Origin of the sequence: Advenella alkanexedens (assembly GCF_019132845.1) — a bacterium.
GTDB classification, from domain to species: Bacteria; Pseudomonadota; Gammaproteobacteria; order Burkholderiales; family Burkholderiaceae_B; genus Advenella; species Advenella alkanexedens.
The window spans coordinates 173231-186034 of sequence record NZ_JAHSPR010000001.1 but is presented as its reverse complement, the minus strand read 5'-3'; the positions used below and the strand labels follow the sequence as shown (position 1 = coordinate 186034).

The 12804-nt window shown below is 48.9% G+C and carries 13 protein-coding genes; 9 read left to right on the top strand and 4 right to left on the bottom strand.

Translation table 11 applies throughout. From position 1 onward, the window contains the following. Positions 1–25: 25 nt before the first annotated feature. From KU392_RS00920 to KU392_RS00910, 3 genes are all read right to left on the bottom strand, one after another. Entirely contained in the window at positions 26–1192 is a 1167-nt protein-coding gene (locus tag KU392_RS00920) for an NAD(P)H-dependent flavin oxidoreductase (protein WP_169294225.1), read from the bottom strand. A gap of 250 nt (positions 1193–1442) precedes the next feature. Next, a complete protein-coding gene (locus tag KU392_RS00915) occupies positions 1443–2669 on the bottom strand; it encodes an ammonium transporter (protein WP_169294226.1) in 1227 nt (408 codons plus the stop codon). Between the two features lie 72 nt (positions 2670–2741). Then, positions 2742–3080: a P-II family nitrogen regulator gene (locus KU392_RS00910; protein WP_169294227.1), complete on the bottom strand. Its 339-nt coding sequence runs from the start codon at positions 3078–3080 to the stop codon at positions 2742–2744. Positions 3081–3376: 296 nt separating this feature from the next. Between KU392_RS00910 and KU392_RS00905 the strand changes: the two genes are divergently transcribed. The 9 genes from KU392_RS00905 (at position 3377) to KU392_RS00865 (ending at position 11435) form a co-directional block, all read left to right on the top strand. After that, entirely contained in the window at positions 3377–4030 is a 654-nt protein-coding gene (locus tag KU392_RS00905; RefSeq protein ID WP_169294228.1) for a hypothetical protein, read from the top strand. Positions 4031–4211: 181 nt separating this feature from the next. Continuing rightward, positions 4212–4448, top strand: coding sequence for an accessory factor UbiK family protein (locus KU392_RS00900; protein WP_169294229.1), 237 nt, complete (start codon positions 4212–4214; stop codon positions 4446–4448). 92 nt (positions 4449–4540) lie between these two features. Next, on the top strand, positions 4541–6058 hold the full coding sequence (locus KU392_RS00895) for a YifB family Mg chelatase-like AAA ATPase (RefSeq protein WP_169294230.1): 1518 nt from the start codon (positions 4541–4543) through the stop codon (positions 6056–6058). Between the two features lie 451 nt (positions 6059–6509). Continuing rightward, positions 6510–6707 (top strand): 50S ribosomal protein L35, encoded by a 198-nt coding sequence (gene rpmI, locus KU392_RS00890; RefSeq protein ID WP_169294231.1) that lies wholly within the window; start codon positions 6510–6512, stop codon positions 6705–6707. Between the two features lie 12 nt (positions 6708–6719). Beyond that, the gene (rplT, locus tag KU392_RS00885) at positions 6720–7079 is read left to right on the top strand and encodes a 50S ribosomal protein L20 (RefSeq protein WP_169294232.1); all 360 of its coding nucleotides are present in this window, start codon (positions 6720–6722) and stop codon (positions 7077–7079) included. 86 nt (positions 7080–7165) lie between these two features. Then, positions 7166–8188: a phenylalanine--tRNA ligase subunit alpha gene (gene pheS / locus KU392_RS00880; RefSeq protein ID WP_169294233.1), complete on the top strand. Its 1023-nt coding sequence runs from the start codon at positions 7166–7168 to the stop codon at positions 8186–8188. Between the two features lie 53 nt (positions 8189–8241). Further along, positions 8242–10647, top strand: a complete 2406-nt coding sequence (gene pheT / locus KU392_RS00875) for a phenylalanine--tRNA ligase subunit beta (RefSeq protein WP_169294234.1) — start codon at positions 8242–8244, stop codon at positions 10645–10647. A gap of 12 nt (positions 10648–10659) precedes the next feature. After that, the gene (locus KU392_RS00870; RefSeq protein ID WP_169294235.1) at positions 10660–10998 is read left to right on the top strand and encodes an integration host factor subunit alpha; all 339 of its coding nucleotides are present in this window, start codon (positions 10660–10662) and stop codon (positions 10996–10998) included. A gap of 41 nt (positions 10999–11039) precedes the next feature. Next, positions 11040–11435, top strand: coding sequence for a MerR family transcriptional regulator (locus tag KU392_RS00865; RefSeq protein ID WP_169294236.1), 396 nt, complete (start codon positions 11040–11042; stop codon positions 11433–11435). A gap of 113 nt (positions 11436–11548) precedes the next feature. Here the strand turns inward: KU392_RS00865 and KU392_RS00860 are convergent, their stop codons facing one another. Beyond that, the gene (locus tag KU392_RS00860) at positions 11549–12709 is read right to left on the bottom strand and encodes an alpha-hydroxy acid oxidase (RefSeq protein ID WP_169294237.1); all 1161 of its coding nucleotides are present in this window, start codon (positions 12707–12709) and stop codon (positions 11549–11551) included. Positions 12710–12804 lie beyond the last annotated feature (95 nt).

Below are 12804 nucleotides of genomic sequence, written 5' to 3'. Positions count from 1 at the left end.
GTCTGTGCCGGTTAGATAAACAGGTTTAGCCTGGCATGACCGGTTTTTTTCCGGTCAGGAAATACTGAATGGTTTCATAAACGGTGCGGATCTGGTCGCCAAAGGGGAGTGGATCTTTGCTGCGGAAAAACAGGCCTTTGCGGACATCACCATTGAAGGCATCGGAAAGGCGTTGGTCGATGCAGAACTGACCAATTTTACTGATGCCATCGCGCAGCCCGCATACGCTAAGGCAGTTCATGCTTTGTACGCAACGGCGAGGATCGGCCTTGGCATTGGCCTGCAGTTTTTGTTCGTTATTCAGGTATTTTTTCAGGAAAGGGGTCAGAACGCCACGGGCAGGCAGGCCGGCGACGGACATGAATTCCACAATATCTTCTTCCTTGGCTTCGGAAAGCGTTTTCTTGAAGTTGATATGGGCATCGCCTTCCTGGGTAACGGCAAAAGCGGTGCCAATCTGAACCGCGTTGGCGCCCCAGTCTTTAAGGGCGGTTTGGATTTTCTTGAAGTTGGCCATGCCGCCAGCAAGAATAAGTGGAATTTTTTCGTTTTCAAGCCCCAGTTGTTTGAAAACCTGCGACGTTTCTTCAAGAACCCTTCTGAAACTGAAACGGTCATTGTTGAGGTCTGTCATGCTGGGAGAGCCCAGGTGGCCGCCGGCATGATTGGGATGCTCGATAATGATGGCATCGGGCAGGCGGTTTTTTTTCATCCAGCGCTTGAGCACAATGTTGATGCCGCGCGATTCTGACAGGATGGGGAACAGGGCAACGTTGGGGTGATCGGCAGCCAGATCGGGTAATTCAAGTGGCAGACCGGCACCCATGACAATGGCGTCGGCACCGGACTCGCAGGCTTGTGTAATTAGAGCCGAGTAGTCGGATACCGCTTTCATGACGTTGACGGCAATCATGCCTTGGCCATTGCTTTGGGCCTTGGCGGCCTTGATTTCGCGATCAAGGGCAATGCGATTGAGTTTGTCGTAGTTTTCTTGTACGGGGATTTCTTTGGATTTCGCTAAAAGATCGGGGTGCAGGTGACGTAAATCGATGCTGGCAATGGTGCCGATGGCATTTTCGCGGGCTACTGCACTGGCTAGTTTGTTGGCTGAAATGCCAACACCCATGCCCCCTTGAACGATAGGAAGCAACTTGCGATTTTTAATGAGAAGGGGGTCAAGGTTTTGTGTCATGCTTTAAAATTTAAGGCGATATCAATAAGATGTATTTTATATGTATCTTTAATGATTTCAATCAATTTATGTATATTGCCTTTTATTTGAATATCTTTCTTGATCCATATCAATAAACGGTCTGCTTTCAAAATGTGGGGAATAAGTTTTTGTGATTAATCAAACTCAATAAAAATGATTAATCAAACTCAAAAAAAACGCCACTCATTTTTATATGAATGGCGCGAGTGGAAGCAGAGCTTATCTGCGATTAGAGGTGATAGCCTTGTTCTCCATGGTAGCTGATATCCAGGCCTTGGCGTTCGGAGTCTTTTTCAGCCCGGATGCCGCGGGTAAAGAAGCCTGCAATTTTCAGGGCGACGAAGGTAACCACCGCACACCATATTGCTGTGATCAGCATGCCTTCAAGCTGGAGCCATACTTGGTAAGGAACTTCGCTGACAGTGTCAAGACCAGGGCCACCGAAGGGTTTTGCATTGAAAATACCGGTCAGCAATCCGCCAATAATACCTCCGACACCGTGGATGCCAAACACATCCAGAGAGTCATCGACACGCAGGGCACGTTTCAGACCATTAACACCCCACAAACAGAAAGCGCTGGTGATGAAACCGATAATCAGGGCACCAACGGGACCGACCAGGCCAGCGGCGGGGGTAATACCGACCAGACCGGCGACAGCGCCTGATGCCGCACCCAGCAAAGAGGGGTTTCCTTTGGTTTTCCACTCAAGCAGTACCCAGGCGATGACGGCAGCAGAGGTGGCCAGCAAGGTGTTGAAGAATGCAAGGGCAGCTTGTGTGTTGGCACCCAGGGCAGAGCCTGCATTGAAACCGAACCAACCCACCCATAACAAAGCAGCACCAGTCATGGTCATGGTCAGGTTATGGGGTTGCATGGGCTCTTTACCGTAACCCAGGCGTGGGCCAACCATATAGGCGGCAACCAGGGCAGCCACACCAGCGTTGATATGCACGACGGTACCACCGGCAAAGTCCAGTGCTGCGCCAGACAGCAGGCCGGTCGATGACCAAATCATGTGGGCAACCGGTACATAAGAAAATGTCATCCATATGGCCATGAAAATCAGGACGGCGGAAAATTTGATGCGTTCGGCAAATCCACCAATAATCAGTGCGCAGGTAATGCCGGCAAAAGTGGCCTGAAAGGAGGCAAAGGTCAGCTCGGGAATACTGCCATTCATGGCGTAGGTATCGTTACCGATGTCATACATTCCAGAGAAAAACAGTCGACCCAGGCCACCAAAAAACGCATTGCCATCGGTGAAGGCCAATGAATAGCCATAGACAAACCAGAGGATAATGACAAGAGCGAAGGTGACCAGGACCTGGCTCATGATAGACAGAATGTTTTTACTGCGTACCAGTCCGCCATAAAACATGGCCAGTCCAGGAACGACCATTAACAGAACCAGTATTGTAGAAATGCTGACCCAGACGAGATCGGCTTTATCCATGATGAAATCCTTTAAAGTCAAATAATGAGTGTGGTTTTGTATAAATCATTATTTTTATTGATGAAATTTAATTCAAAGTGCGGCCTCGCCAGCCTCACCGGTACGAATGCGGACAACCTGTTCTAGATCGGTGATGAAAATCTTGCCATCTCCGATTTTTCCTGTCGTGCCAGCCTGGCAAATGGTTTCGATAGCCTGTTCGACCATGGCATCGGCAATGGCGGCTTCAAGCTTGATTTTGGGCAGAAAATCAATAATATATTCCGCACCACGGTACAGTTCGGTATGACCTTTCTGGCGTCCAAAGCCTTTTACTTCGGTGATGGTCATGCCTTGTATGCCGATCTCGGCCAGGGCGGTTCGGACTTCATCCAGCTTGAAAGGTTTAATAATGGCAGTTAGCAATTTCACGGTAGTCTCCATTGCGGGTGAAAATTTAATATTTCGAAATGAGAAATATCGGTTCAATAGTGATTAAGCAAAAACCGTGCCAAAAAATCATGTGTAAAATATGTCCGTCAAGTTTCTTTTTGGTGCAAAACGTGATCCATCATGGTGCAAAAATCTTAAATTGCGATTGAGTCTGTCAAGAATGGTCAAAGCGATAAAAAAAACATCACAAAATGAAATGACATAGAGGTGAATCATTGTTTTTTCTTGTGTGTTGGTCGATACTGTTAAATATTTCTTTTTTTTTAGGAGCATGTATGAAATATTCTTTGTCCAAATTAAGTATGCTGGCGGTCGTTTCTTCGGCATTTGTACTGGCCGGGTGCGATCAGGAAACAAAAACAGGGGGTGATCAGGTTGCCACCAAAGCGACAGAGGCTACGAATATTGCTGTGGAAACCGTCCAGGAAGCAGGGCAGCAGGCTGTGGATGCGGTTAAGGAAACCACTGAGAGCGTGGTTGAAACCGTTAATACTGCCACTGAAAACCTGAAAAAAGATGCAGCGGCAACGGCTCAAGGCTTGTCTGACGCAGCCCAAGTTGCCAAAGAGGAAGCCAAGGCAACTGCCGAGAGCGTAGTGGAGTCTGTGAAAGAAGCCGCAGCTAGTGCTGAAGAGAAGGCCAAGGCAGCGACTGAAAGCGTGATTGAATCAGTCAAGGAAGCTACAACAGGTACGGAAGAAAAAGCGGCAGCCACCACTGAGGGCGTGGTTGAGAGCGTCAAGGAAGAAGCGGTAAGTGCTGAAGGAAAAGCCGAGACCCTTACCGAAAATGTGGTGGAGTCTGTGAGTAATGCGACCACTGAAGCAGCTGAGTCAGTGAAAGAGGAAGTTTCCAGTATCGTGGAAACATCTTCTACAGATAGCACAGCCGCTGATGCCGTCCAGGAAGAAGTCAAGCCTGCTCAGTAAATGGCTTAATATGATTGATCAAAACGGGCATTTCAGCTGCGAATGCCCGTTTTTTTTCAATCTGCTGTTGCTTTATCTGAAAAAAATGAGGGCTTATTAAACTGAGCCGGTTTATTCTTATCCATATTATCTATAATGATTCATCTCACTATAAATATATATTTTTACTCAGGGGTGCCCCATGAAAAGCGGTAATCAAATTTTCGAAGAGTTTCAAAAAAACATGCAGGAACTTATTGCCAAAAGTCCCGCTGCCGATATTGAGAAGAATGTAAGGGCATTTATGTCTCAAGGTTTCTCCAAACTGGATCTGGTGACTCGTGAAGAGTTCGATATCCAGGTGGCCATGGTTGACAAATTGCGTGAGCGCATCGACACCCTTGAAGCCCAGGTCAAGGCACTTGAAGAAAAAAAATAATCATCGTGCTTTCAACGATAGACAAAAAGGCCTCATCAGGCCTTTTTTAATGGCTTTCGCCCGCATAATACAGGGCTGTTGCGGGAGTGTTTATGACATTGGCGGTACTAAAAAGCTGTGCGATTGCGGGCATGCATGCGCCAGAGGTGCGGGTAGAGGTTCATGTTGCACCGGGTTTGCCCGCTTTCAATATTGTGGGGTTGCCAGGTACTGGTGTAAAAGAAAGTCGTGAGCGTGTGCGTTCGGCGTTAAGCAATTGCGGTTATCAGTTTCCGGCAGGTCGCCTGACCGCCAATTTGTCACCGGCAGATTTGCCCAAGGATTCGGGCAGGTTCGACTTGCCAATTGCCCTGGGTGTCTTGCTGGCCAGCGGGCAAATTATCATGCCTCCCGAGCAGGCGGCAGACAGGTTGTCCAGAACGGTTTTCGCGGGTGAACTTTCATTAACCGGCACTTTAATGCCGGTTGCGGCTCCTTTGGTGATCGGCCTGTCGGTGTATCGGCAAAAAATCAAGGATGCGGTTCTTGTCTTGCCCAAAGAAAATGCTGCGGTCGCGGCGCATATTCAGGGGCTGAACGTATTGGGCGCCAAAACCTTGAAAGAGGTGGCTGATTTTTTGGCTGGAGACGCCCATCCCGAGTATGAAATAGCCCGAGAAATGTCCTGTAAAGAAACAGAGGATTATCCTTGTTTGTCCGATGTAAAGGGTCAGGCAATGGCCTGTCGCGCTTTGGAAATTGCCGCCTCGGGTGGTCACGGTTTGCTTATGTCGGGTTCACCGGGGGTGGGTAAAAGCATGCTGGCGCAACGCTTGCCCGGGTTATTGCCGCCCCTGTCCAGTGAGCAGTTGCTTGAGGTGACAGCGGTGCAAAGTCTGTCGCAGCGTGAAGTGCACATGTCCATGCAAAGGCCGTTCAGGGCACCGCATCACTCGGCTTCCATGGTTTCCCTGATAGGGGGCGGGGCACAGCCAAAGCCAGGGGAAATCAGTATGGCTCACCATGGGGTTCTGTTCCTGGATGAATTGCCCGAATTTGACAGAAAAGCCCTGGAGTCCTTGCGTGAGCCAATGGAAAAAGGAGAGATTTGTATTACCCGGTCCAGCTGTTCGGTCGTGTATCCGGCACAATTTCAATTAATCTCTGCCATGAATCCCTGTCCCTGCGGGTATCTTGGGCATGCCAGCAAACCTTGCGTGTGCACCCCTGAAAAAATCAATCGCTACCAAGGTAAATTGTCGGGCCCCTTGCTGGACCGGATTGATATGCAAATTACGGTGCATCCTTTTCGGGGAAATTGGGATACGGCACAGGCTGCCGAGCCTTCGGTGGTTGTGAAGAAGCGTGTGGCACATTGTCGGCATGCCCAGCAAGACCGGCAAGGCAAGCTTAATGCACACCTCGATGCAGCCGATATTGGCCGATACTGCCTGTTGGATAGTGCCTGCAGCCAGCTTATCCAGCAGGCATGCCAGCGATTTGGCTGGTCTGTCAGGGTTATGCATCGGGTTTTGCGGGTGGCCCGTACCATTGCCGACATGGCTGGCAAAGATGAAATTGATATGGTCTCGCTTTCGGAAGCCATCAGCTATCGCCAGCAAATGGATTAACAGCGCAAAGTCATTGTTTGTCCTGTCGTTCGGGTGCGTGTGGCCGTGACTGGGCCGGTATGTGAAACAAGCGATAAAGAAGACATAAAACCCGGTAAAGATGCTTGCGTGGATATTTTGCCTACACAATCGGATTAATTTTCCATTTATATTAGACAATAAAACAAAAATCATCGTATAATCAATGGTTTCCTGCAACCTCTTAGGTTTGCCTTGTGGGTGGCATACACAAATCGGCCTGAAACCATCTTTTTTCGGGTTTTACAACCGGTTTTAAACGGGTTTTTTGCCGGTTTAAAAGGTCAACAGTAACCTTGCAAGGTATGTTGGCTTTTGTTTGTCCATTATTTTCAGGGTAAATTCGAACGAAGTCTTGCATGAGAATTGATTAGGGTTTTGCAAGTTCCGGCATTTGGCTGGGCACCTTTAATCAGCATTATTGGGTTATATCATGCCAAAAATGAAAACCAAAAAAGGCGCTGCCAAGCGCTTTAAGGTTCGCGCCAGCGGATCTATCAAGCGTGGTCAGGCGTTCAAACGTCACATCCTGACCAAAAAAACAACCAAGAATAAACGCCAGTTGCGTGGTTCTGCTGCAGTTCACGATTCAGACGTGGCTTCAGTCAAGGCAATGATGCCTTTCGCTTGATAGGAGAATAATATGCCTCGCGTAAAACGCGGTGTTACCGCACGTGCTCGTCACAAAAAAGTTATTGCTGCAGCTAAAGGCTATCGTGGCCGCCGCGGTAATGTATTCCGCATTGCCAAACAGGCAGTGATGAAAGCCGGTCAATATGCTTACCGTGACCGTCGCAACAAAAAACGCACATTCCGTGCACTCTGGATTACTCGTATCAATGCTGCTGTTCGTGAACATGGCGTTACATACAGTGTCTTTATTGCTGGCCTTAAAAAAGCGGCAATCGAATTGGATCGTAAAGTTCTGGCCGATATGGCAGTTAACGACAAAGCAGGTTTTGCCGCTGTCGTTAATCAAGCTAAAGCAGCCCTGGAAGCCTAAGATCCAACAGTTGTAAATTAATTGCTGTACCCAACAGGCGGGGCTCACTATGGGTCCCGTTTGTTTTTTTAACGAATGGTAATTTCATGACACAGTCGCTCGATGAACTTATAAGCCAAGCCCAGGAAAAATTCGCAGAAGCTGCCGATGCAGCCGCCCTGGAAAATGAGAAAGCTAAATTTTTAGGTAAAAACGGTGTAATTACCGGCCTGATGAAAGGTCTGGCACAGTTGGCGCCTGATCAAAAGCGAGCAGAAGGTGCCCGTATCAACCAGGCCAAGCAACAAATAGAATCCTTGCTGAACGAGCGCCGTGATGAATTTGCCAGGGCCGAATTAAATAAACGTCTTGCCGCTGAAACCATTGATGTCAGTCTGCCTGGTCGGGGACGTTCCAAAGGGGGCATTCACCCCGTTATCCAGACCTGGCAGCGTATTGAGGAAATTTTCCGTTCCATTGGTTTTGACGTGGCCGATGGTCCTGAAATTGAAAATGACTGGACCAACTTTACCGCCTTGAACAACCCCGAGAACCATCCGGCGCGTTCGATGCAAGATACCTTCTACGTCGATATGAACGATGCAGATGGCCTGCCTTTGCTGTTGCGCACACATACCAGTCCCATGCAGGTGCGTTATGCCCGCATGCATAACCCCCCCATTAAAGTGATTGCCCCGGGCCGTACCTATCGTGTTGATAGTGACGCCACACACTCTCCCATGTTCCATCAGGTAGAAGGGTTGTGGATTGCCGAAGATATTTCTTTTGCCGACCTGAAAGGGGTATACACCAATTTCCTGCGTGCGTTTTTTGAAACTGAAGACTTGTGCGTGCGTTTCCGTCCTTCATTCTTTCCATTCACAGAACCTTCTGCCGAAATTGACATGATGTTTACGTCCGGCCCCAATCAAGGGCGCTGGCTGGAAATTTCCGGCTCGGGACAGGTGCATCCTACCGTGGTGAAAAACTACGGACTGGATCCCGAAAAATATATTGGCTTCGCTTTTGGCTCGGGCATCGAGCGCCTTACCATGCTGCGTTACGGTGTTAACGACCTGCGCCAGTTTTATGAAGGTGATCTGCGCTTCCTGCGCCAGTTCAACCGCTAAGTTGGCCTGCAGTTCAGGCAGTCATCCCATTCATTGCAAAGAATTGAATTATTATGTTATTTCCAGAATCCTGGCTTAGATCATTGGTTAATCCGGCCATTAACACCGAAGAATTGTCCCATCGCCTGACGATGGCTGGTCTAGAGATTGAAGATACCGCACCGGTTGCCCCGCCATTTTCGGGCGTGGTGGTAGCCCAGATTGTTGAAATCGCCCCTCATCCCAACGCAGATAAACTGCGTATCTGCCAGGTTGATGACGGTTCTGGTGAACTGTTGCAGATTGTTTGTGGCGCACCGAATGCCGCCAAAGGTATTAAAGTGCCCTTGGCTAAAATCGGGGCTGTGCTACCGGGCAATTTCAAGATCAGCAAAGGCAAGCTGCGTGGTGAAATGTCTTTTGGCATGTTGTGTTCCGCACGGGAACTGGGTCTTTCCCAGGATCATGCCGGCTTGCTGGAACTGGAAGAGTCCGCGGTGGTTGGCCAGGATATTCGTCAGGCTCTGGATCTGGATGACACGGTTTTTGAAATCAAGTTAACCCCTAACCGTGCCGATTGTCTTTCCTTGCATGGTATTGCCCGTGAGGTTGCTGCACTGACCGGTGCACCCCTCAAGGCGTTTGATTATTCACCCGTTGAGGTGTCCATTAATGACAAACTCGCGGTTGATGTGCAAGCCCCCGATTTATGCGGGCGTTTTGCCGGTCGTATCATTAAAGGCGTCAATGCCAAAGCGCCTACGCCGGCCTGGATGAAATCCCGCCTTGAAAGGGCAGGACAGCGTTCCGTGTCTGCACTGGTGGATATTTCCAACTACGTCATGCTTGAATTGGGCCGTCCCACTCACGTTTTTGATTTCAATAAAATCAATGAGGATCTGGTGGTTCGCTGGGCCAAAAAAGGGGAATTCCTGAAGCTGCTGAACGGTCAGACCGTTGAGTTGGATGAACAGGTAGGTATTATTGCCGCCGGTGACACGATTGAAAGCCTGGCCGGCATCATGGGTGGCGATGCCACTGCGGTGAGTCTGGAAACAACGGATATTTTCGTTGAAAGCGCTTTTTGGTTCCCGGAAGCCATTGCCGGTCGCAGCCGTCGCTTTAAATTCAGCTCCGAGGCCAGTCACCGTTTTGAGCGTGGCGTGGATTTCCAGAACGTGGTTGAGCACCTCGAGTATATCTCTCGCCTGATCCTGGATATTTGCGGTGGTCAGGCTGCACCGATCGATGACCAGATCATCAATCTGCCACAGCGTAACCCGGTTTCCATGCGGGTTGCCCGTTGCCGTAAGATTCTTGGTATCCCGGTAGAGACCGCGGAAATTGAAAAAATCTTTACGCAACTGCAACTGCCTCACACTTTTGATGGTGAGGTGTTTACGGTAACCCCGCCTTCCTACCGTTTCGATATAGAAATCGAAGAAGACCTGATTGAAGAAGTTGCCCGTATTTATGGCTTCGAGCGGATTCCTGACAATCCTCCCAAAGCACTGGCTGCCATGCTGCCAAGCAATGAAACCCGGCGTAGTGAGCATGACATGCGTTATGTCATGGCCGCTCTTGACTATCAGGAAGTGGTGAATTTCAGTTTTGTGGAAACAGCCTGGGAAAGCAATTACATGGGTAATCAACATCCCATTAAACTGCTGAACCCGATTGCCAGCCAGCTGGCCGTTATGCGTTCCGGCCTGATTGGTGGTTTGATTGCCAATATCTGTCATAATGCCAAGCATAAACAAACGCGTGTTCGGGTGTTTGAACTGGGACGTGTGTTCAGTCGCAATGCAGCCGTCAAAGACGGTGATCTGACAGTGGCCAATATCAGCCAGCCTTTGCACCTGGCTGGCGCAGCCTGGGGGCCTGCCGTTCCCGAGCAGTGGGCAGAGCCGGTTCGCCAGGTGGATTTCTTCGACGTTAAAAATGATATTGAAAATCTGTTTGGTAAAAAAGCGGAATTGCTAAGATTTGTGGCACAGCCACACCCTGCCTTGCATCCTGGCCGTAGTGCTGCCATTTTACTGGATGGCAAGCAGATTGGTTTCATGGGTGAATTGCATCCTCAGTGGGTTCAAGATAACGAGCTTGCACATGCACCCGTGGTTTTTGAAGTGGCGGTCGATGCACTTTCGCATGTTGGCTTGCCTGAAGTCAATAACCTGTCACGTCAACCCCTGGTTATTCGGGATCTGGCGATCTGGGCACCGGTTGATTTACCTGTCCAGGCAATTCTGGATACACTTGCCTTACATCAAAAAGATTTGCAAGAACTTGATATTATTAAGGAAGTTTCTTTATTTGATGTCTGGCGTGATGTAAAATCCGAGTCTGGCGAGCGCAGTCTGGCTTTCCGTTTTGTGCTTCAGGATCCGCAGGCAACATTGGAAGAAGTGCGTGTTGAACAATGCATGGCATCTGTTCTGAATGTTTTGGTCAATGCACACAATGTGCGTCAACGCTAAGGCAATATTGAAATGGCAGAAGAAAATACTACACTTACCAAGGCCGAACTGGCCGAAATGTTATTTGATCGTGTTGGTCTGAACAAGCGTGAAGCCAAAGACATTGTGGATACTTTTTTTGAAGAGATTCGCGAATCCCTGGCAAAAGGTGAGCCGGTGAAATTGTCCGGTTTTGGCAATTTTCAGGTTCGCGACAAACCGGCCCGTCCCGGCCGCAACCCGAAAACCGGTGAGGTTATTCCGATTGCGGCCCGTCGTGTCGTGACTTTTCATGCCAGTCAAAAGCTTAAAGCGATTGTCGAGCAGGGGGATGCCTATGATCCCAATGCTGAATATGCACTTCAGGATTAAGGTGTATTCCATAAAAAATCATTTGGGTTTACAATCAAGCGATGAATCAAAAAGCCAATACCACTTCGACCATCTTGCCGCCCATTCCGGCAAAACGTTATTTCACCATTGGTGAAGTATCCGAATTATGCTTGGTAAAACCACATGTTTTACGCTATTGGGAACAAGAGTTCACCCAATTGAATCCTGTTAAAAGACGCGGTAACCGTCGTTATTACCAGCACCACGAAGTGCTGTTAATTCGCAAAATCCGCGATTTGCTGTATGAACAGGGTTTTACCATCAATGGGGCGCGCAATCGTCTGGGGGATGCACGTGATATCCCGCATGACCAGGATGCCGCTGTTCGTCTTTCAGGTCCAGAGCTTCAGTCTTTGCGCGCTGAATTGAATGACATTGTTGGTATGTTCAACCACTTGCTTAAAGATCGTGTCTAAGTGTGTAAAACATCGTTTTGCATAAACAGCTTTGCATGTTTTGAAAAAAAAGCCGCCATATTTTTGGCGGCTTTTTGTATTAAAGACAGAATACAGACAAAAAAACCTGCTGTTTAGCGGTTCATAATCAGAATATCTTTGTTGACATGATTGATATTGGTATGACCACAAAACGCCATGCTGATATCCAGTTCATTGGCAATAATTTCCAGCGAGCGGGTCACGCCATCAAGACCATAGGCACCCAGTCCGTACAGGAAAGAGCGGCCGATTAATGTGCCTTTGGCGCCCAGTGCAATGGCACGCAAGACATCTTGTCCCGAGCGGATGCCACCATCGAGCCAGACTTCGGTTTGACCACTATGGTTGTTAAGGGCCTCAACGATATCGGGCAGGACGGTAATAGTAGACGGCGCACCATCGAGCTGGCGGCCGCCATGATTGGACACCACGATAGAGTCGGCACCACAATCGGCCGCATGCAAGGCATCTTCCTTGTCCATGATGCCTTTGATAATCAGTTTGCCACCCCATTTCTTTTTAATCCATTCCACATCGTCCCAGCTTAGGCTTGGGTCAAACTGTTCGGCTGTCCAGGAGGCCAATGAAGACATATCGCCCACCCCTTTGGCATGTCCCACAATATTGCCAAACGTACGGCGTTTGGTTTTCAACATATGCCAGCACCACTCTGGTTTAAGGGCCAGATTCATTAAATTTACCAGGGTGGGTTTGGGGGGGGTGGATAGCCCGTTCTTGATATCCTTGTGGCGTTGGCCCAGTACCTGCAGATCCAGTGTGAGCATTAAGGCAGAGCAATTGGCGGCTTTGGCGCGATCAATCAGGCGTTCGATATAGTCTTTGTCACGCATGACATACAGTTGGAACCAGAAGGGGGCGGATGTATGGGCAGCCACGTCTTCAATAGAGCAAATGCTCATGGTGGACAGCGTGAAAGGAATGCCGAAGCGTTCTGCCGCCTTGGCTGCCAGGATCTCACCATCGGCGCGCTGCATGCCGGTTAAACCGGTGGGGGCGATGGCTACGGGCATGGCGGTATCAATGCCAATCATTTTGGTTTTCAGGCTGCGGCCTTCCATATTCACGGCAACGCGCTGGCGGAATTTGATCTTTTGGAAATCGCTTTCATTGCTGCGATAGGTGGATTCTGTCCAGGAACCTGAATCGCAGTAATCGTAAAACATTTTTGGGACTTTGAGTTTGGCAATGCGTCTGAGGTCTTCAATGCAGGTTATTTTTGCCAGATTTGCCATTAATAATACCTCTATGGTGGAGTCAACTTTAAAGGTTCAATTTTATACTGTTCTGTCTGGGCCGTCATACAAGAGCCATGAAAATAAAACATCCT